The sequence below is a fragment of the Neptuniibacter marinus genome, assembly GCF_001597725.1.
Classification (GTDB): Bacteria; Pseudomonadota; Gammaproteobacteria; order Pseudomonadales; family Balneatricaceae; genus Neptuniibacter; species Neptuniibacter marinus.
The window spans coordinates 318,693-339,510 of the sequence record NZ_LUTR01000001.1 but is presented as its reverse complement, the minus strand read 5'-3'; the positions used below and the strand labels follow the sequence as shown (position 1 = coordinate 339,510).

Annotated in this window: 19 protein-coding genes; 12 read left to right on the top strand and 7 right to left on the bottom strand. The window is 41.4% G+C overall.

Going from position 1 to position 20,818, the window contains the following annotated elements; all coding sequences use genetic code 11:
• Positions 1–58: 58 nt before the first annotated feature.
• Positions 59–484 carry a hypothetical protein gene (locus tag A3774_RS01515; protein WP_067862306.1) on the bottom strand — a complete coding sequence of 142 codons (426 nt, stop codon included), beginning with the start codon at positions 482–484 and terminating at the stop codon, positions 59–61.
• 230 nt (positions 485–714) lie between these two features.
• On the opposite strand from A3774_RS01515, the gene A3774_RS01510 reads away from it, so the two are divergent.
• Positions 715–1,230, top strand: a complete 516-nt coding sequence (locus A3774_RS01510) for a HugZ family pyridoxamine 5'-phosphate oxidase (protein ID WP_067862304.1) — start codon at positions 715–717, stop codon at positions 1,228–1,230.
• Between the two features lie 52 nt (positions 1,231–1,282).
• Here A3774_RS01510 and A3774_RS01505 read toward each other — a convergent pair whose 3' ends face one another.
• Positions 1,283–1,492: a DUF2788 domain-containing protein gene (locus tag A3774_RS01505; protein WP_067862302.1), complete on the bottom strand. Its 210-nt coding sequence runs from the start codon at positions 1,490–1,492 to the stop codon at positions 1,283–1,285.
• Positions 1,493–2,083: 591 nt separating this feature from the next.
• Here A3774_RS01505 and nrdA point away from each other — a divergent pair.
• The 8 genes from nrdA to A3774_RS01470 all read left to right on the top strand — a co-directional run bounded on the left by nrdA (position 2,084) and on the right by A3774_RS01470 (position 11,335).
• On the top strand, positions 2,084–4,348 hold the full coding sequence (nrdA, locus tag A3774_RS01500) for a class 1a ribonucleoside-diphosphate reductase subunit alpha (RefSeq protein WP_067862300.1): 2,265 nt from the start codon (positions 2,084–2,086) through the stop codon (positions 4,346–4,348).
• A gap of 94 nt (positions 4,349–4,442) precedes the next feature.
• Complete coding sequence (gene nrdB / locus A3774_RS01495) at positions 4,443–5,573, top strand: class Ia ribonucleoside-diphosphate reductase subunit beta (protein ID WP_067862298.1); 1,131 nt, start codon at positions 4,443–4,445, stop codon at positions 5,571–5,573.
• Positions 5,574–5,584: 11 nt separating this feature from the next.
• A complete protein-coding gene (yfaE, locus tag A3774_RS01490; RefSeq protein ID WP_067862296.1) occupies positions 5,585–5,851 on the top strand; it encodes a class I ribonucleotide reductase maintenance protein YfaE in 267 nt (88 codons plus the stop codon).
• 105 nt (positions 5,852–5,956) lie between these two features.
• Positions 5,957–6,130 (top strand): hypothetical protein, encoded by a 174-nt coding sequence (locus A3774_RS16720; protein WP_197467987.1) that lies wholly within the window; start codon positions 5,957–5,959, stop codon positions 6,128–6,130.
• 702 nt (positions 6,131–6,832) lie between these two features.
• Entirely contained in the window at positions 6,833–8,059 is a 1,227-nt protein-coding gene (locus A3774_RS01485; RefSeq protein ID WP_067862294.1) for a hypothetical protein, read from the top strand.
• 243 nt (positions 8,060–8,302) lie between these two features.
• Entirely contained in the window at positions 8,303–9,271 is a 969-nt protein-coding gene (locus A3774_RS01480; RefSeq protein WP_067862292.1) for an alpha/beta hydrolase, read from the top strand.
• A 338-nt stretch (positions 9,272–9,609) separates the two neighbouring features.
• Positions 9,610–10,902, top strand: a complete 1,293-nt coding sequence (locus tag A3774_RS01475; RefSeq protein ID WP_067862290.1) for a DEAD/DEAH box helicase — start codon at positions 9,610–9,612, stop codon at positions 10,900–10,902.
• Between the two features lie 250 nt (positions 10,903–11,152).
• Complete coding sequence (locus A3774_RS01470) at positions 11,153–11,335, top strand: PCP reductase family protein (protein ID WP_067862288.1); 183 nt, start codon at positions 11,153–11,155, stop codon at positions 11,333–11,335.
• A 154-nt stretch (positions 11,336–11,489) separates the two neighbouring features.
• Here A3774_RS01470 and cysG read toward each other — a convergent pair whose 3' ends face one another.
• The 5 genes from cysG to A3774_RS01445 form a co-directional block, all read right to left on the bottom strand.
• Complete coding sequence (gene cysG / locus A3774_RS01465; RefSeq protein WP_067862286.1) at positions 11,490–12,914, bottom strand: siroheme synthase CysG; 1,425 nt, start codon at positions 12,912–12,914, stop codon at positions 11,490–11,492.
• Between the two features lie 366 nt (positions 12,915–13,280).
• The gene (locus A3774_RS01460) at positions 13,281–14,003 is read right to left on the bottom strand and encodes a phosphoadenylyl-sulfate reductase (RefSeq protein ID WP_067862284.1); all 723 of its coding nucleotides are present in this window, start codon (positions 14,001–14,003) and stop codon (positions 13,281–13,283) included.
• 38 nt (positions 14,004–14,041) lie between these two features.
• The gene (locus A3774_RS01455) at positions 14,042–14,530 is read right to left on the bottom strand and encodes a DUF934 domain-containing protein (protein ID WP_067862282.1); all 489 of its coding nucleotides are present in this window, start codon (positions 14,528–14,530) and stop codon (positions 14,042–14,044) included.
• Positions 14,514–16,172 (bottom strand): nitrite/sulfite reductase, encoded by a 1,659-nt coding sequence (locus tag A3774_RS01450; RefSeq protein ID WP_067862280.1) that lies wholly within the window; start codon positions 16,170–16,172, stop codon positions 14,514–14,516. The genes A3774_RS01455 and A3774_RS01450 overlap by 17 nt, the downstream gene beginning before the upstream one ends.
• A 61-nt stretch (positions 16,173–16,233) precedes the next feature.
• A complete protein-coding gene (locus tag A3774_RS01445) occupies positions 16,234–17,019 on the bottom strand; it encodes a sulfite exporter TauE/SafE family protein (RefSeq protein ID WP_067862278.1) in 786 nt (261 codons plus the stop codon).
• A 292-nt stretch (positions 17,020–17,311) separates the two neighbouring features.
• On the opposite strand from A3774_RS01445, the gene cysD reads away from it, so the two are divergent.
• The 3 genes from cysD (at position 17,312) to rsxA (ending at position 20,816) form a co-directional block, all read left to right on the top strand.
• Positions 17,312–18,229 (top strand): sulfate adenylyltransferase subunit CysD, encoded by a 918-nt coding sequence (gene cysD / locus A3774_RS01440; protein WP_067862276.1) that lies wholly within the window; start codon positions 17,312–17,314, stop codon positions 18,227–18,229.
• Positions 18,230–18,355: 126 nt separating this feature from the next.
• Entirely contained in the window at positions 18,356–20,053 is a 1,698-nt protein-coding gene (cysN, locus tag A3774_RS01435; protein ID WP_067862274.1) for a sulfate adenylyltransferase subunit CysN, read from the top strand.
• A gap of 181 nt (positions 20,054–20,234) precedes the next feature.
• Positions 20,235–20,816, top strand: coding sequence for an electron transport complex subunit RsxA (rsxA, locus tag A3774_RS01430; protein WP_067862272.1), 582 nt, complete (start codon positions 20,235–20,237; stop codon positions 20,814–20,816).
• Positions 20,817–20,818 lie beyond the last annotated feature (2 nt).

Here is a 20,818-nt window from a genome sequence, read left to right as displayed (position 1 = left end):
CATCACTGGAAAAGAAGCATTATAACCCTATCTATAATGACAACAACTGATCTAGTTGTTATGAGTCGACTGGATCTTCTACGCAGGGGAAAAGATGTGCATATTTTCCTATCCACTCCAAAGCTGCATCTTGATTGGAGATTGTGCGCCCCTCAACCTTGAGTACATGGTTGCGATAGCGTTGTATGTAGCATAGTTGTTCAAGCATGCGAATTCTATTTAGAGCATCAGAACCATTAAATGTGATGCCTAGTTCGTAGCCATTAGGTGTGTTTTCACAGCTATCAATTGTTCCACTTACTTCCAGTTGTGATGCAATGCTGGGTATTTTTATGGCGATAGCTTCACCTGAGTGGAAAGGTTTTTCTGAGTGGCAGACTAATTGGAGCTGAGATGTGCCAGATATAGTTTGATGTGACTCTTGTAAATCAAGTTCTATAGGAAACTCATCTGGATGGCGGATAAATATTTTTTGCTCGCCCATGACAAACACCTTGATCGACACTGTCTGCGTAGTTGTTGATATCAACCCTACGCGATTAATGAACCTGCGACTTCTAAAGGTTTAGACCGAAAGCAATGTAATCGTTCACAAACCTAGCAGGACTTCTTCATGTGTTCCACTTATAGTATCGACCATAATGGAGGAGTTTTAATAGTATATTCTTTTTTTATAAGAGATTTATGGTTTTAAGCTGAATTGGAGAACGGGTAATGAGCGATGTTGAGTCTGACAAATTAATGTTGCTGGAGACTAATTGTAGAAATTTACAGCAAGCAAGTAGTACCTTATTACTCTCAACTTTGGGGGAGGATTTTCCAGAAATTAGCTATGCGCCTTTTGTGCGTGATGAGGAGGGTGATTTTTATATTTTCATTAGCGAGCTAGCGGCCCATACACAAAATTTATTACGTAACCCTTTAGCTTCCGTAATGTTTATAGCGGATGAAGAAGGAAGCCGGAACTTATTTGCTCGCGAACGTCTGACGTTTAAATGTGAAGCCCATGAAGTGCTCTCGAGTGAGAGTCATTATCCATTGCTGCTCGATAAGTTAGAAAAAAAGTTTGGTAATGTCGTTGGTATGTTAAGAAGTTTGCCTGATTTTTACCTTTTTTGTCTCCGGCCTATTGAGGGGCGGTATGTGGTTGGCTTTGGTAGTGCTTATGTGGTTAAGCCGAAGACAGGTGAGCTGGAACATATATCAGAAGCTGTATTGAAAAAGTCTTAGCTGCCAGTGTTACAAGGATTCTTGGTTCTATCGCTCTATTGATAGCGATGTTTTAGAAGGAGCCGCCCTCCATCAATTCTACAATAATTGTTTTAACTAGGAAGGCTGCTAAGCCTAAACCCAGCGCAAAAAATAAGATGATGGTGCCAAACTTACCAGCTTTCGATTTTTTTGCTAAGTCGTAGATAATAAAAAAGATAAAGCCTGCAAAGACAACTAGACCTATGTTGAGTGCAATATTTTCAATTTCTGCCAAGCGCATATAGCCACCTCATTGCTTAAGCTAAAACGTGGGCCCAAATTATACAGTAAAGATAGTATGAAGGGTACTTGGGTTGACTTCAGTATCTAAATAGGATCAGTGCTATAAACCTGAATAAGTTGTGTTATCAAGGTTTAAATATGGTGGTTGCTCTGATAAATTACACTAAAAATAGTGCATAAGGATCCTGCGAAATGATGGGGGAATTACATTATTTTTTTGCTTGCTTTTGGCACGTATTTTGATGCTTCTTTTTTGATTAATTTTTTTTAAAAAAATGTCATCTAGGTGGTTATGTAATGGATTCGCTGTAAGCCCCGCTATATGGATGTTTTAGCATTTATTTAATGGTTCCTACACCCTCCAAAGTCCAAAATCAAGTGTTGCAATAAACACTGGGATCACTATATTTAGTGCCTTGAGTCATTGATGCTACTACATGTTGTGTCTGGCTGAATAAGTAGAGTAGATAAAGCTGAGAGCCGCACTATTATAGGTTCCGCTTTTTAAAGGGGTGTTCTTTTGCCCTATTATGAAGCGTAATACAGCGTACTAACTAACAATTATAAAGTCTTCAAATTGGAAGGTCGCATGCAGCAAGATCTGATGGTAACGAAAAGGGATGGACGCCAAGAACTGGTTGATCTGGAAAAGATTCATAAGGTTGTTATCTGGGCTGCGGAAGGATTAAATGCCGTATCACCTTCTGAAGTAGAATTAAAAGCACATTTGCAGTTTTTTGAAGGTATGCGTACTTTCGATATTCACGAGACACTTATTAAGTCCGCTGCGGATTTAATATCAGAAGACTCTCCCGATTATCAGTATTTAGCCGCACGTTTAGCTATTTTTCATCTGCGTAAACGTGCCTTTGGTCAGTATGAGCCTCCTCATCTTTATGCCCATGTTAAAAAGCAGGTTGAAGACGGGCGTTATGATAAGCATCTGTTAGAAGATTATTCAGAAGCAGATTGGGATGTTCTTAATGGCTACTTAAAACATAAGCGTGATATGAACTTTTCCTATTCAGCTGTTAAGCAGCTAGAAGGGAAGTATCTTGTACAAAACCGAGTTACCGGTGAAGTTTACGAAAGCCCACAGATTCTTTATATGCTGGTGGCGGCTTGTCTTTTTGCCGATTATCCGGCGGAGACACGTTTGGATTATGTCAAACGTTTCTATGATGCGACGTCCTTATTTAAAATCTCACTGCCTACTCCTATTATGGCTGGTGTGCGTACGCCAACACGTCAGTTTAGTTCTTGTGTTCTGATTGAATGTGGTGACAGCTTAGACTCAATTAATGCTACGTCTGCATCTATTGTTAAATATGTTTCTCAGCGTGCAGGTATTGGTATTAATGCCGGTCGTATTCGAGCTCTAGGTAGCCCGATTCGCAACGGTGAGGCCTATCACACGGGTTGTATTCCTTTTTACAAGCATTTCCAGACAGCGGTTAAATCCTGTTCACAGGGTGGTGTTCGTGGTGGGGCTGCGACGCTGTTTTACCCCATTTGGCATTTAGAAGTGGAATCACTTCTGGTATTGAAAAATAACAGAGGCGTTGAAGAAAACCGTGTTCGCCATTTAGATTACGGTGTGCAGATTAATAAATTGATGTACACCCGCTTGATCAAAGGCGGTGATATTACACTGTTTAGTCCCCATGAAGTGCCAGGTTTGTATGAAGCATTTTTTGCTGATCAAGATGAGTTTGAACGTTTGTATGTTAAGTATGAGAACGACCCATCGATCCGCAAAGAAACCATTAAAGCGGTTGAACTGTTTGGTATTTTAGCGGCGGAACGTGCACAAACGGGCCGTATCTACATTCAGAACGTGGACCACTGTAATACACATAGTCCGTTTGATCCTGCTGTCGCGCCGGTTAAACAATCTAACCTGTGTCTTGAGATCGCATTGCCAACTAAGCCTTTGCAGCATGTAAACGATCCAGAAGGTGAGATTGCGCTTTGTACTTTGTCTGCTTTTAACTTAGGTGCTCTTAATGACCTTAGTGAACTAGAGAACCTTGCTGATCTAGTGGTACGTGCCTTAGATAACTTATTGGATTATCAAGATTACCCGATTCCTGCGGCTCATACATCGACAATGAATCGCCGCCCTCTAGGTGTAGGTGTGACTAACTTTGCTTATTATTTAGCGAAGAACGGTGTTAAGTATTCAGATGGTTCAGCTAATGGTTTAGTGCACAAAACATTTGAAGCAGTGCAGTACTTCCTACTTAAGGCTTCAAATGCATTAGCTAAAGAACGTGGCCCATGTTCAAAATTTAATGAGACCGTTTACTCTAAGGGTATTCTTCCTATTGATACCTATAAGCGTGAAGTGGATGAGTTCTGTGAAGAGCCGTTACATTACTTCTGGGAAACTTTACGCGAAGATATACGTGAGTTTGGCCTGCGTAACAGTACTCTAACGGCGTTAATGCCATGTGAAACTTCCTCCCAGATTACTAATTCGACAAATGGTATCGAACCACCGCGTGGTTACGTTTCTGTGAAGGCAAGTAAAGATGGGATCATGAAACAGGTTGTTCCTGGATATACTGAGTTACGTGAACAGTATGAACTACTTTGGGATCTTCCTAATAATACAGGCTATCTACAGTTGGTGGGGATTATGCAGAAGTTTGTCGATCAATCGATCTCTGCTAATACCAACTATGATCCTGCCCGTTTCCCAAATGATAAAGTGCCGATGAAGCAGTTATTGCAGGATTTATTGACGGCTTATAAATACGGGGTTAAGACTTTGTATTATCACAACACGCGCGACGGTGCTTCAGATCAAGCGGATGATGCTGGGTGCGAAGGTGGAGCATGCAAGCTTTAATCTGCATGCATTTCCCGATTAGATAGGTAGAGCTTGCCTGTAATCCTTATATTACAGGCGTCATAATTATAAAATTTCAGGAACGAATATATCGATGGCGTACACCACGTTCAGTCACAGTACTCATGATGCAACTAAAGAACCGATGTTTTTTGGCCGAAGCGTCAACGTTGCTCGATATGACAAGCAGAAATATCCAATTTTTGAAAAGTTAATCGAAAAGCAGCTTTCATTTTTCTGGCGTCCTGAGGAGGTAGATCTATCTACTGACCGTAAAGACTTTATAAATATGCCGGAACATGAAAAGCATATCTTTTTGAGTAACTTAAAATATCAAACCTTGCTAGATTCTGTACAAGGGCGCTCACCTAATATTGCATTTTTGCCTGTTGTATCTTTGCCCGAGCTAGAGACATGGTTTGAAACATGGGCATTTAGTGAAACGATCCACAGTCGCTCTTATACTCACATAATCCGTAATATAATCACTGAGCCATCAGAGGTGTTTGATGAGATCGTAACGAATCCCGAAATTATTCGCCGCGCTGATTCCGTTACACGTTTATATGATGAGTTTATTAACCTTTCCAGTGCCTACAGCATTCATGGCGAAGGTTTGCACACCATTAATGGTAAAGTGTTTGACACCTCATTACGCAATTTGAAGAAAAAGCTTTACCTCACGTTGGTCTCTATCAATGTACTTGAAGCGATCCGTTTCTATGTCAGTTTTGCCTGCTCTTTTGCTTTTGCAGAGCGAGCTATTATGGAAGGTAACGCTAAAATTATTAAACTGATTGCTCGTGATGAAGCACTTCATCTAACGGGGACTCAGCATATGTTGAATATTATGGCATCTGGTGCAGATGATCCTGTGTTTAAAGAGATTGCGAAGGAATGCGAGCCTGAAGTTTATGGGATTTTTAAGGAAGCTGCCCAACAAGAGAAAGATTGGGCAACATACTTATTCCGTGAAGGTTCAATGATTGGTCTAAACGCTAAAATCTTATCGGACTATGTAGAGTACATTACAAATGTTCGTATGAAAGCGCTGAATTTAGAAGAGATCTTCCCTGCTTGTCAGAACCCACTCCCTTGGATGAATGCTTGGTTAGTGAGTGACAATGTTCAGGTTGCACCGCAGGAAGCAGAAATAAGCTCATACTTAGTTGGTCAAATTGACAACGAAATGGGCGATGATGATTTTGACGGCTTTGATCTTTAAGGACATATTATATGGCTGGCCCATCAAGGATCAAAGTTAATAACCACCATACCTTTTATTATCAGTATGAAACTACGTTGTTGGATGCGCTAGAGGTTCAAGAGATACCTGCACCTTACAACTGTCGTGGCGGTTATTGTGGTTGTTGCAAAGTGCGCTTAATCGAAGGTGAAGTTGAATATGTGCAAGAAAGCTTATTAGATCTTCAGGATGATGAAATTCTAACTTGCTGCTGTATTCCTAAAACACATATAGAGCTAGAACTGCCGGAAGAGTAGAAATTAAAAAGCCTTATAAGCTGGCACTTATAAGGCTTTGCATATCCTCCAAAGGAGCCCGAAGAACTATCTTTGGAGGGCCAGTATGGTTAACTGGACTCGCAGATGAATTATCTCGTTAGTCATGCTTGGTGTCTACAAGTTCTTCTCTTTTTTAGGAGTTTAGTCATGGCTAAAACTCAAAAAGGGAAAAAGAAGGTGCATGTACCGGGTCACACTCGAACTGTAAAAGGTAAGAAGGTGAAGGTTCCTGAGCATTACCGTTCTACTCCAAACTGATAATCACTGTTAAGTGAATTTAAAACGGTGTTGCTCTCGGGTTTCACCGTTTTTCTCGTTTCTTTTGCACAGGCTAAAAAATAAACTGTCAAGTGTGCAGGTCTTACTTTCAAAAAATAGATAAATTTTTATTGATTTGTTTAACTTATTGAAATTAAAGGTTTAATTTTTCTTGGATTAAAAATTAAACGATTGGCTAGAAACAAGGTAATTTGTGCGTTTGAGCAATCTACCCCAAAACTATGCACTAAGTTATCCACAGTATGTGTGGGTAAAAAAGTCATATAATAATTTATATATAACTTCCAAATTTATGGCTTTTTTGAAGATGAGTTGTGCGCAGTTCGGCTATTAATCTGAATTACAGCTAAGCCCCTAACTTCATATTTAATGAAGAAAACAGTTTAGAGGAAATAGCTATAAATGCTTTAGCCTATTATTTATAATGGTGCCCGCATTTAGATACGATATAACGCTTTTACAAGATCAATATGGAAGCGGTATATAAATCTGAGCTGAGAAAGCTCCGCGATTTTGATTTAAGAGGTGATTAGTGAGTATTTTTCATGCATAAATTTGCGTAATTAATTGAGTTTCTTAAGTAAAAGAGTACCCTGTACAATAAATGCTCAATACGAGCTCTGTTCGCTTTTAATCTTCGGATTTTTCAATCGATTATAACTGCCGCATAGGAATTTAAGGATGAAGTTCCCCTGTATTCAATACCGCCTATTTTTTGTCTTTTTTATGGGTTTGTTGGTTTATCCAACAGCCTCTAATGCTGAGATTATTACCCAAGGATTTACAAATCTTACGGGTACTGCAGAGCGAATGATCTCTTATCGCCATCAAGAACGGTTTTTTATTACTGATGATGGAACTCAGCATTTAATGCTTAATCTTGGTGATCGAGAGAGTGAATCTAAAGGTGCTCTTGCTTTAATGACTAAGCAGGCTGGTCAAACTGATTGGGAAGAGGCCGTTGATTTAAATTGCAGTAATAATGAGTCCACTGCTGATATGGTGTTGGAGAATAATCGACTTCATATTGTTTACAGTTGTAATAAAGAGATCTGGTATTCCCGTTTGAGCTACGACGCTTTGACGTCCACATGGTGGAATTTGAAGAAAAAAAGAATCTTTAGGAGCTTAACCCAAACGCCCAGTGCGCCTACGATTGCTATCACTTCAGATCAGAAACTACATGTTGTATTTACTCGGGCTACTTTAAATAAAGTTGTGCAGTTGGTTAGTTATTCAAGTAATAACCCTTTGTTTAGATGGACATCAAACGGTACCTTTGGCACTGAAAACAAACGCCCCGGCAAAGCTGGACGTCTTTTGAATATTGGGGAAGGTATCGCTTTAATTTATACCGATGTTTCAGATGTTAGTGGTGCTGCGCGTAGCACGTTGAACTTTACTCAGTTAGCTGAAAATGACGCTTGGAGTGATCCGGTAGTCTTGGAAGCAACTGATGCTGGTTTTCATGACCCTTACGGAAGCCACTATAGTGCCGCGGTTGACGATCAAGGAAATATCCATCTAGTTTGGCCGGTTGAGAAGCGCTTAGTGTATTACCGTTATGACCAAGGCAGCTCAACGTGGAGCGCAGATTATATTTTAGATAACCCTCATAATGCGGTATATAGCCAAGTTGCTAAACATATTGATGGCCGTATATTTCTAGTTTTCAATGTAGGTGAGCAGTTACAAGTGGTTGAAAGTGATGATTATGGTCTTACTTTTAGCCATACCGCTTTTTTAATTCATCCTACAGGTGATCCTGTTTATGATTGGGCGCAGCCACGCGTTGAAACCCCTGCTGTATTTTCTGGCGTATTAGATGTTTTACAACAGTTATCTACAGAGCCAACTGAAACTACAGAAGCGGTTGAGCGGTTGTATCTATTTTCACTAACACTGTAATTCATTGATTCACTCTTTATTCAGTTGATTAATCTGATACTGGTGGCGTTATTATGGTTTTTTGTAGTTGTAGACTCCATAAATAGAGAACTTTTAAGCCAAATTCATGTCTAACTAGTGTGGATTGGCTATGGTTTTGGGTTCTTCTTTAACATTAATTATTATTGGTATGCGCTTTATATTGGCCTATGTAGGGATGAAAATTCATTTTGGTACACAGGTTAAAAGATTAGGAGTTATTAGATGCTTTTCAAGAATATAGTAATCCAGCGATTGATCTTATTATTCAGTTTTCTCAGCTTGAGTGCTTGTGTGACTGGGCAAACATCTACAGATTATGGGGCAAGTGATATAAAAACATTTAAAAATATATCCTACGGTCCTGATCGAGCGAATAAATTTGATGTATATACACGTGATGGTTTAAGTAATGCCCCTGTTGTTTTTATGGTGCATGGTGGTGCATGGAAAATGGGCGATAAAGAATCAAAAAGCGTAATTCAGAATAAGTTAGAGCGTTGGCTTCCTGCTGGATTTATTTTTATTTCGGTGAACTATCGTTTATTACCTAGAGCTACTGATCCTGTGCAGCAGGCGGAAGATGTACGTAACGCGTTAATCTATGCTCAAAATAAAGCTAAAAGTTGGGGTGGAAATCCAGAAAAGTTCATCTTAATGGGTCATTCTGCCGGTGCTCACCTTCTTGGTTTAGTGTCATCTTCTATCAGTGCGCACAAAGCAATGGGTGGTCAGTCTTGGTTAGGCACCATTTTGTTGGATAGTGCTGTGTTAGATGTACCTACTATCATGGGTGCAAGACATTATGGCTTTTATGACGATGCCTTTGGTGCAAGTTCAGATTTTTGGGTTAAGGCATCGCCTTTACATCAGTTGAAATCAGATGCGCCACCTTTCTTAATTACTTGTTCTTCAACCCGTAAAGGTGCGTGCACCCAAGCTAACGCTTTTGCAGCTAAAGCTAGTTCGATAGGCGTTAAAGCAACGGTTGTGAGCAAGAAGCTTTCCCATAAAGAGATGAATGAGGCATTAGGTGGTAATAATGACTATACATCTAAGGTTGAAGCTTTTATGAGTGGCTTAGATGCTAATGCGAAGGCGATGATTATGAGTGAACCGGCGATTACTGCTGAAGAAGAACCGCGCAAAGGGTTGTTGCAGCGCTGGAGAGAGAAGCGTCAGGCTGCGCAATAATCTGTTTCTTTTTCGCATAATAAAAAACCAGACATCTGATGTCTGGTTTTTTGTTTTTGCGCTGTTGGTTCAATCTTTAGTTAGATATGTGACATGCCTCGAAAATAATATTGTTCCCTTCTGCTTGAATCGGTTGAATACCAGTATCTCTTTCTAGTTTTAAATCTTTTATGTTATCAGTGAGGTCATCATAAGCAGTGTCTATACAGGCTTTTTGTAATGAGAGTGACTAATAGATAAAGGTTGAGGTTTAATACATCGTAGTTAAAACGCTGCGTTGTTGAGAAGAGATAAGGTAAAATAAGATTCAAATGATTTTCTGGATGGTTTCTACCTGAATGAGCGATGTAGCCTTTTTTTCCGATTTAGCTTTGTGTCCTGAACTGCAATCAACCTTGCAGATGCTTGGTTATAAAAAGCCAACGCCGATTCAAGCAAAGGCGATCCCACTGGTTTTACGAGGTGAAGACCTTCTTGCTGAGGCACAAACGGGTACGGGGAAGACAGCTAGTTTTGCCTTACCTATTATTGAGATGCTTAGCAAGACGGCTCCGTCACCTGAATACAGGCATGTTAGAGCTTTAGTGCTTGCGCCTACACGAGAGCTCGCTATTCAGGTTGGTGATAGCACACTGGAATACGGGCAGGCTTTAGGCATGCGAGTGATCTCTATCTATGGTGGTGTGCGGGTTGATAATCAGATTCGAAAATTAAAACGTGGGGCGGATATACTGGTCGCAACTCCAGGTCGTTTATTGGATCTTATTCAGCAAAAGGTGATTAGCTTAGCTCATTTAGAGTTCCTAGTTTTAGATGAAGCGGATCGTATGTTGGATCTAGGCTTTATCGAACCGATTCAGAAAATCATGGAGTATGCGGCAGAGCCCCGCCAAACCTTGTTGTTTTCTGCCACCGCGGACGAAAGCATCGAAGTGCTGGCTGATTTTTATCTAAATAACCCCAAAAAAGTCAAAGTAAATCCCCGTAACTCGACGGCAAGTCAGATCAAGCAGTTTGCATATGCGGTTGATAATAGTGATAAAGCCGATGTGTTGAGTTACTTAATTAAAGAGGGGAAATGGGGACAGGCTTTAGTATTTGTTCGTACTAAAAAGCGGGTCGATGAAGTAACTGATTACCTGAAAAAAGAGGGAATCGATGCAGCGGCTATACATGGGGATAAAACTCAGCGGGAAAGAATCCGCATGTTGGGTGAATTTATCTCAGGGGAGCTGCAAATTTTAGTAGCTACAGATGTGGCTGCCCGTGGTCTTGATATCGAATCTCTGCCTCATGTAGTGAACTATGATCTACCTAATGTTCCTGAGGCTTATGTACATCGTATTGGCCGTACAGGACGAGCGGGGGAGAAGGGTGAAGCTATCTCCTTAGTGTCCCCAGCTGAGCGCGAATTTTTGAAACGAATAGAAGGGTTGATTAAGCAGAAAATAAAACTACGTCCAGTTCCTTATATAGAGAATGGAGCTTTTATCGAGTCCTCTGAAAGTTTAAGGCCTCCTAAGAAAAAGCGTTCGAAGCCGCAGCGCAATAAAGACAAATACCCGCCACAAGAGAAGTATGAAAGCACCTTATCTGTCAAAGCGGTAAGACCTTCCTTGTTTAAAAAATAGCCATCAATATCGGAGTGAATTTGCTCTTATTCACTGCTCTAGCGGGGATGTGTTAGATTGTGAACATATTCCTATAGCCCCTGTTAATAGGGCTTTTAAGCGTTATCCCCCCAAGCAATGCACAGAGTTATCAACAGAAAAAATGGATAACTCTTTATTGTTTCTTAGGGTTATTCTTCCGCTTGGTTTATCTTTATGTCGGCGTATAATGCAGGGCTTCGTAATATAGTTCTATAGAGTGGTGTAAAGAATGGCAGAAAAACTAGAGTGGGAACCGGCAGCCAAGGAGCGAGTTGATGCAGCGCCTTTTTTTGTACGAAAACTAATTCGCCACAAGGTTGAAAAAGCAGCACGTAATAATGGTTTAACTAAGGTAACGGTTGAGCTACTTGATCAAGTTAAACAAAAGCAGATGGATTCACAGAGTAAATAATCACCCCTAGTCAGATTTCTATTTTGCCCTAAATAGGGTGGCTAAGGGGTTCTATGGGCTTCTATCTGGTGGCTATGGCAATTTATTAAATAGATAGCCCCTATTAAGCAGCGTAGTGCATCCTTTAAGGCTGATCACTACGCGTTAGTGCTTATTACTCCTCTGCCTTTACAGGCGTGAGATTTTGCGCCAGTACCTCTTCTCCAAACCAGCTAAGGTTCTCATGAAGGGAAACAACTTCTCCTACAATAATTAATGCGGGAGCGGGTAATTGGGCTTTCTCTTGTAGCTCAGGTAATGTGTCTAACGTGCCTGTTAAAACCTTCTGATCTGCCAATGTCCCACGGGAAACAATTGCTGCTGGTGTATCTCCAGGCTTGCCATGTTCGATAAGTTTTTTGCTTAGAATCGGTAAGGTATGAAGACCCATATAGAAGACAACAGTTTGATTAGGATGAACCAGTTCGTGGAAGTTTAGATCGGTAGTGCGGTTTTTGAGCTGACCCGTAACAAACTTGACCGATTGCGCATAATTTCTATGGGTTAACGGAATGCCTGCGAAGGTGGAGCACGCGCTTGCTGCGGTTATACCGGGTACAACTTGGAAAGGGATGTTATTGGCTTTAAGGGTTTCTAGCTCTTCACCGCCGCGGCCAAAGATAAAGGGGTCTCCTCCCTTTAAGCGTACAACTCGTTTCCCTTGTTGTGCATGGTTTACCAATAGATCGTTGATACCTTCCTGAGGCAGGGCATGGTTATCACGTTTTTTACCAACAAAGATAAGATCAGCATCGCGTCGGCAGAGATCTAATACGGCCTCAGAGACAAGAGCATCGTAAAGCACTACATCGGCTTGCTGCATTAAACGTAAAGCTTTAAAGGTGAGCAGCTCAGGATCACCTGGACCTCCACCTACAAGATAAACTTCGCCGACTTGATGGTCAGGGTCATCATGTGCGATTTTATTTTCTATGAGCTCTATAGCTTCAGCATCGCGACCAGCAAATACCTTTTCAGCGATTTGTCCTTGTAGAACATTTTCCCAAAAGACGCGGCGATGATTAACAGTACTGAACTTTGCTTTTACACGATCCCGGAAATGATTGGCAATGCTTGCTAGTTTGCCGTAGGACTTAGGAATCCATGTTTCTAAGCGCGCTCTTAACAGTCTTGCAAGTACAGGAGCGCTACCCCCAGATGATATACCTATCACTACTGGAGAACGGTCAACGATCGCTGGGAATACAAATGTACATAGTTTTGGGCTGTCTACGACATTGACGGGTAGGTTGCGATCAATCGCATCAAAATGTACGCGCTCATTTAGTGTTTGATCATCGGTTGCGGCGATTACAAGAATTTTATCTTTAAGTAGATCTGCGTGGTATTCGCCTATAATGGATAGCCCTGAGGACTCATCCAATAGTTGTTGGAGCTCATCGCATACATGGTGGGCTATGACCGTTACACTCGCACCTGATCGACAAAGCAGGCGGGCTTTGCGTAAAGCTACATTGCCACCGCCGACGAGTAGTACATTTTGATCAGTGAGTTTGAAAAAAAGAGGTAAATAATCCACAAATGTTACTCCAGCATTAAAGCAGATTCTCAGTCTCTATAGTTTAACAGTAGATGCCAAATTAGGGGTTATCAAACTGAGAGATTAAAGGGAGAATACGAAAATATATAGTATAGGGAAGATGCTGCATGGGGTCTTTATATAATCTAATAAGATATTTGTTATTTTTACTGCTGTATTCATAGGAGCAGATGGGTTTATTAGATTTAAGCTGTTATTAGCGAACTGTAAGACATAAATCTGCAACCTATCTAATGGTAGAGCAACGTCTTTAAATTTAAAGGCGCTGCAACTTTGTGAGTTGTAAGATAGGTGCAGAATTGTGGTCTCCTGTCCAAGTCAAACTCCGTTTGACCTAGAGCCGGTTTAATTCTTAAAATTTAAGGGCGTGGCCGGATGTAAACCACATTCGCGATTTTCAGGGTTTTCCCACCACCAGCGACCCGAACGAACATCTTCACCCATAGATATGGCACGGGTGCAAGGTGCGCAACCAATACTCGGATAATGTTTATCGTGTAGTTCGTTGTAAGGAACGTTGTTGGCTTTTATATAGGCCCAAACTTCTTTTTCTGACCAATCAGCTAGAGGGTTGAGTTTGTGCATATTATTGCCTTCATCCCACTCTTCAAATTGAATCTCGTCACGGGTTACAGATTGCTCGCGGCGTAAACCTGTAATCCATGATTTTTTGTCTGCTAAAGCGCGTTTTAGCGGCTTGATTTTACGAACAAAGCAGCAGCCTTTACGCAGAGTTTGTGATTCATAAAAAGCATTGACTCCGTTTTCAGCAACAAAGCCTTCCACATCCGCAGATTCGGGGTAATACACATCAACCTTTAGGTTGGGGTAGTGGGCTTGAACATCCGTCAAAAGTTTAAGCGTTTCTTCAGGTAGGCGGCCTGTATCTAACACGAAGTTTCTGATGTTAGGGCAGTTTTTACTGATTAAATCAGCGATAACAACATCTTCGGCGCCAAGACTGTTAGCAAAGACAATTGAACCATCATAGTCGCTGAAGCCTTTGTTGAGTAAGGCCGCTGCTGCAATGACTTTGCTTTGTAATTCGGAACTAATTTGTTCACTCATGATAGGGACCCTCACCGTCACTATTATTCGGCCAATGCTTATTGGTGATATACCGCACGAATATTATCGGTAGCGCTCTGGTAAAAATTACTGATCTCACCAAATGCATCTAGCATCTCAGGTTTAAATTGATCATCAGCAACTTGTATAGCGGTAAAACCGCAGCGTTCCATATAAGCAAGTCGATCTCTGCCAATATCACCGGTCGCACGAATTTCACCTTTATAGCCCGCGCGAACGAGTATGCGAGCAATGCTAAAACCTCGGCCATCGCGGAAAATAGGAAAGTCGATAGCAATCATAGGAAATTGATCAAGGTTTTCCTGAAGCTCGGTTAGGTCGTCATCGCCATTTACTTGAAGTGCGATTTGTCCATTATGCTCGGCGAGTCGCGCTTTATGTTCTAAATACAAAGCATAAGGTACGATAATATCGCCTGAGCTTAGTGTTGCTTCTGGTGCGAAACTTTCTTCATTTAGTAAAGACCAGTTATCTGCAACTACTTCACGATTAATTAGCAGGGGCATATACGTACTCCTTAAATGGTGCCATTCCAATACGTTGGAATGTGTCGATAAAGCGTTCATTCTCAAAACGATTTTCAACGTAAACTTCAATTACTTTTTGGAGAGTATCTGCGACTTCGTCTGAGGCAACAGATTTACCCATTACTTTACCTAAGGCAGCATTGGAGCCATCGTCACCACCTAAGGTGATTTGATACCAATCTTCACCTTTTTTATCTACACCTAGAATGCCGATGTGGCCAACGTGGTGATGAGAACAGGCATTGATACAACCGGACATGTTAAGCTTCAGATCACCTAGATCGTGGACATAATCCATATCTTCAAATTTACGGTTGATCTGGTCTGCAATACCGAGTGTTTTAGCGTTAGCTAAGGCGCAGAAGTCACCCCCTGGGCAAACGGTCATATCGGTTAATGTGCCAATATTAGGTCGTGCAAGGTTGGCGTCTGTCAGTATTTGCCAAACTGCATATAACTCACTGTTTTTAACATCAGCCAAAACTAAGTTTTGGTTGTGTGTCGCACGAATTTCACCAAAGCTATATTTATCTGCTAAATCAGCAATAAGGTCTAACTGTTGGTCAGTGACATCGCCGGCTGGTTTTAGATAAGGTTTTAGCGATATATAAGTAATGCGGTAGCCCGTTACTTTATGGTTAACCGTATTACGTTCATACCAAGTCCGAAACGCATCATCCTCAACAAGCTTTTGCTCAAGTGTCGTATCGTCCTTAGCTGTTTGATCATACTCAAACGGAGTAAAGAACGTTTTTACCCGATCAATCTCTGTACTAGGTAGTTTTAAATCTGTATCACGTATCTGTTCCCATTCGGCGTCAACTAGCTCACGGAACTGATCAATCCCCATGCTCTGAACTAATATTTTGATACGGGCTTTATATTTGTTATCACGGCGACCGTTTAGGTTGTACACACGCACGATCGCTTCTAAGTATGACAGCAAATCTTCTTTCGCAAGGAACGGACGAATCTGTTTACCGATGACCGGTGTACGGCCTAAACCACCACCAACAAGGACTTCAAATCCTACTTCACCAGCTTCGTTTTTGACGATGTGTAAGCCGATGTCGTGTACTTGTGTCGCTGCTCGGTCAGTAGGGCTTGCTGATACCGCAATTTTGAATTTACGTGGTAGATAAGCAAACTCTGGATGTAGAGAAGACCACTGACGAATAATCTCACAGTAAGGGCGAGGGTCTTCAATCTCATCTTCAATTACGCCAGCAAATTGGTCTGTTGTTGTGTTACGGATACAGTTACCGGATGTTTGGATAGCGTGCATCTGTACGCTAGCTAATTCGGCTAGAATATCAGGCACTTCCTCTAATTTAGGCCAATTGAACTGAATATTGGTCCGTGTTGTGAAATGCGCATAACCTTTATCGTAAGTGCGGGCAATATGTGCCAGTTTACGTAGTTGGGTTGAGTTATACATGCCATATGGGCCTGCAACACGCAACATAGGTGCGTGGCGTTGCACGTACAGCCCATTCATTAGGCGAAGTGCTAAGAAGTCATCTTCTGATAGCTCTCCGGCCAAATAACGGCGGGTCTGATCTCTATATTGCTCAACGCGTTCATTAACCAATTGTTGGTCAACTTCGTTATACTGATACATAACTAACTATTTCCCTTGTTTAGCTGATTTATGAGCTAAACACCTCACTTTTAGGGTTTATTTAACCTGCAATTACGAAACGCAGGCCGATGGCGAACAAAACTGATCCCATAATAGGTTGTATAACCGTTGGAGATAGGCGAGTGCCAATATGGCTGCCTAAAAATACTCCAGGTAAAGAACCTAGTAATAGGTAAACCAGTAGGCTTAGATCTACACTGCCCATCTGGTAGTGACCTGCGCCCGCAATTGCTGTTAGTACAACTGCGTGAACGAGATCTGTACCCACAATGTTTTGCATGCTCATTCGTGGGTATAAAACGATTAATAATGCGGTGCCTAATGCGCCAGCGCCTACAGACGATAGCGTTACTAAGCAGCCTAAAATAAGACCCATTATTATTGTGAAAAAAGGGCGCCATTTTTTGGCATGTTTGGCCGCGGCGCTATGTTGCCACTTTATGGCTTGATTGCGAATCTTATTTCTTAAAAAAACGGCAATAGAGGTTAAGACAAGAGAGATTCCTAATGTCAGGTTCATTAGATGTTCTATCTTTTCTAGTCCGCCTAGCCCTTCTAAGTAATTTAATGTGAATAGGCTTCCTGGAATACTTCCCGCAAGTAAAAATAAGACAACTTTCCATGCAATTAGTTTCTTGCGGGCATAAGTTATTGCGCCACCAAATTTAGTCACGGCTGCGTAAAGTAAATCAGTGCTGACAGCTATAATTGGTGGAATGCCAAATACTACGATAAGTATAGGCGTCATTAGTGCGCCCCCACCAATACCGGTGAGTCCCACAATAAAGCCAACAACTAATCCAGCAAAGCTGTATGCAAGTTCCATGAGTATACCTATCCACAAATAACTGGCGGCATAATATAGTTGTTTTGTTATAACTCAAAATACTAATTAGAAATCTTGTTATATCAAAAAGGAATAAATGGTGTGGTGTGTAGATTGGTAGCATAAATAGGTTTGGTTAGTGTATTTTATATTCTTTTTGGTTATTAAAATGTAATTATATATTCTTTTGTGTTTTATGTGGGGAGCTGCCATAATGCGCCGCAACATTGGATAGCTATACCTGTGCATTCAGGTTCTAGCCCATACCGTTTAATAGAAAGAGTATTTACTGATGAGTGCCTTACCTGAACATCGCTTAACGCACCTGAAACAATTGGAAGCTGAGAGCATCCATATCATCCGTGAAGTAGCCGCAGAATTCGATAACCCAGTCATGCTTTATTCGGTTGGTAAGGATTCTGCTGTGATGCTGCATTTGGCGCGTAAAGCGTTTGCGCCAGGTAAACCTCCTTTTCCGCTTATGCATGTGGATACCACATGGAAATTCAGAGAGATGATTGAGTTTCGCGACAAAATGGCTGCGGAAGCGGGTATGGATTTGATTGTTCATATCAACCAGGAAGGGGTTGATATGGGTATTAACCCATTTGTACATGGCTCTTCTAAGCACACTGATATCATGAAGACTCAAGGCCTTAAGCAGGCTTTAGATAAGTATAAATTTGATGCTGCTTTTGGTGGTGCCCGTCGTGACGAAGAAAAGTCGAGAGCGAAAGAACGTGTATTCTCCTTTCGTGACCAAAACCACCGTTGGGACCCTAAAGTTCAGCGTCCAGAACTTTGGAATGTATTTAATACCCGTGTTGATAAAGGTGAAAGTATTCGCGTATTCCCTCTGTCGAACTGGACTGAACTAGATATTTGGCAGTACATCTATTTAGAAGATATCTCGATTGTTCCTCTTTATTACTCAGCAAAACGTCCTGTTGTTGAACGTGATGGCATGATGATTATGGTGGATGATGATCGCTTACCTTTAAAAGAGGGTGAAGTACCAGAGATGAAGAGCGTGCGTTTCCGTACATTGGGTTGTTACCCCCTAACCGGTGCCGTGGAATCAGAAGCTGTCACTTTGCCTGATATTATTCAAGAGATGCTACTAACGACTACCTCTGAGCGCCAAGGTCGTGCAATTGATCACGATAGTTCAGGTTCGATGGAGAAGAAAAAGATGGAAGGCTACTTCTAGGCTTTATCTTGATAACTTTGTGACGACTGGCGCTGTGTGTTTTTACCCGCGCTAGGGTGTTAATACTGAAATGATTATTTAGGCGTTATGTCTGTATAGGCATAGGGCTTCTCCGAGGAGAAAAAAATGAGTTACCACAGTGATCTGATTGCCACTGATATTCAAGAGTATCTGCATCAGCATGAAAATAAAGAACTGCTACGCTTTTTGACCTGCGGTAGTGTAGATGACGGTAAATCTACATTGATTGGACGTTTGCTGCATGATTCAAAAATGATCTACGAAGATCAACTTGCAGCGATCCAAAAAGATAATGAGCGAGTGGGTAATGCAGGTGAAGAGTTGGATTTAGCGCTCTTGGTTGATGGCCTTCAAGCGGAGCGTGAGCAAGGGATCACTATTGATGTAGCTTATCGTTATTTTTCTACCTCAAAACGTAAATTTATCATAGCGGATACACCGGGGCATGAGCAGTATACTCGTAATATGGCAACCGGTGCCTCTACTTGTGATCTGGCGATTATTTTGATTGACGCTCGTTACGGTGTGCAAGTCCAGACAAGACGTCATAGTTTTATTGTTTCTTTGTTAGGGCTTAAACATACCATTGTTGCTATCAACAAAATGGATCTAGTGGATTACAGCGAAGAGCGCTTTGAAGAGATTAAAGCCGAATATTTGGCATTTTCCGAGCAGCTTGATCTACCAGATATTCAATTTGTGCCAATTTCTGCACTTAAAGGTGATAACGTTGTGACTGCATCAGAGCCAATGAGTTGGTTTGATGGCAATCCTCTAATGGAAACCTTAGAGAATGTTGAGATTGCAAACGATAAAAACTTCGATGAACTTCGTTTCCCTGTACAGTTTGTCAACCGCCCTAACTTAGATTTTCGTGGTTATTGTGGTACGTTGACCTCTGGTATAGTGCGTCCAGGGGATGAAGTGACCGTTTTACCATCAGGTAAATCGAGCAAAGTGAAGTCGATTGTTACCTTTGAAGGTGAAATTGAAGAAGCTTTCCCACCAATGGCAGTAACACTGACATTGGAAGATGAAATTGATATATCACGTGGTGATATATTAGTTCATGCCGACGCAGTGCCAGGAAGTACGAATCGGTTTGATGCCATGGTTGTTTGGATGTCTGAAGAGGCGATGCAAGCAGGCCGTCAATATGAAGTTAAATTGAATACAACCCGTGTTGCGGGTGGTATTAGCAATGTTCATAACCGCATTGATGTTAATACGTTGGAAGAAAGTACTGTTAGTACCCTTGAGTTAAATGAAATTGGTCGGTGTGAAATTACGCTTGAGCGTCCAGTAGTTGCCGATGATTATCGCTCTCATCACGGCACCGGATCATTTATTATTGTTGATCGTTTAACCAATGCAACGGTTGCTGCGGGAATGATCATTAATGATGGTTCGCAGCAAGTGATAGATCTAGACAGTAACCTTGTTAGTGAGTCAAAAGTATCAGCTGCTGACCGCGTGATTCGTTTAGGCCAGCAGGCGGCTACTATTACTGTATCTGGTGGTACTGACGAACAGCGTCAAACGATACTATTTAGTTTAGAAGCGGTATTGTTTGAGCAAGGTCGTGCTGTTGTTGCCTTTAATCAAGCTCAATTATCGAGCTTGAATGGTAATCTATCGGCATTAGATGGGTTATTAAATAAAGCAGGTTTGATTTCAATACTTGAAACTGATGCAGGTATTGAGGGGGCACTTAACCTTCAATTAGATCAGTTAGCAGGTGATACAGCATCTGCTCAGTTGGAAGCTGCGATAGAGAAGCTAAAGCAGCAAGCATTGATCTAAATAGTGCATAAGGGAGGTCATTTGGCCTTCCTGTTCTTTGCGCTAAGTCAGGATTGCCCTATACCTAAACTTTATCAGAAGCGGTAAACTTTAGAGTATTCTGGTTTTATTTTAAGTGGTCGCTTTCGAGCGTGAGCTTTCGATCGCATTTCGTAAATGCTATTTAGTTAGTTATAGGTTTATGACAGATTATCTTCTGGTTGTTATCAGCACGGTACTGGTGAATAACTTCGTACTGGTTCAGTTTTTAGGGCTGTGTCCTTTTATGGGGGTTTCTAATAAGTTGGAGACTGCTATGGGCATGTCTCTGGCAACGACCTTCGTACTGACGCTGTCATCGGTATGTAGCTATTTGGCATTCACTTATTTGCTCCAGCCCTTAGACTTAGCGTTTCTGCAAACAATTACTTTTATTTTAGTGATAGCGGTTGTTGTGCAGTTCACTGAGATGGTTGTGCGTAAAACGAGCCCCTTACTCTATAAAGTATTGGGAATCTTTCTACCATTGATCACGACTAACTGTGCCGTTTTAGGGGTCGCTTTACTGAATATCAAGAAAGTGAATGGCTTTATTGATTCCATTGTTTATGGCTTTGGAGCAGCGGTTGGTTTTTCTTTAGCATTAATCCTATTTTCAGCGATGCGTGAACGTATCGCTGTAGCTGATGTGCCAGCACCCTTCCAAGGTGCTGCTATTGGTATGGTGACCGCGGGTCTAATGTCTTTAGCCTTTATGGGCTTCACTGGTCTGGTTCAGATTTAGGG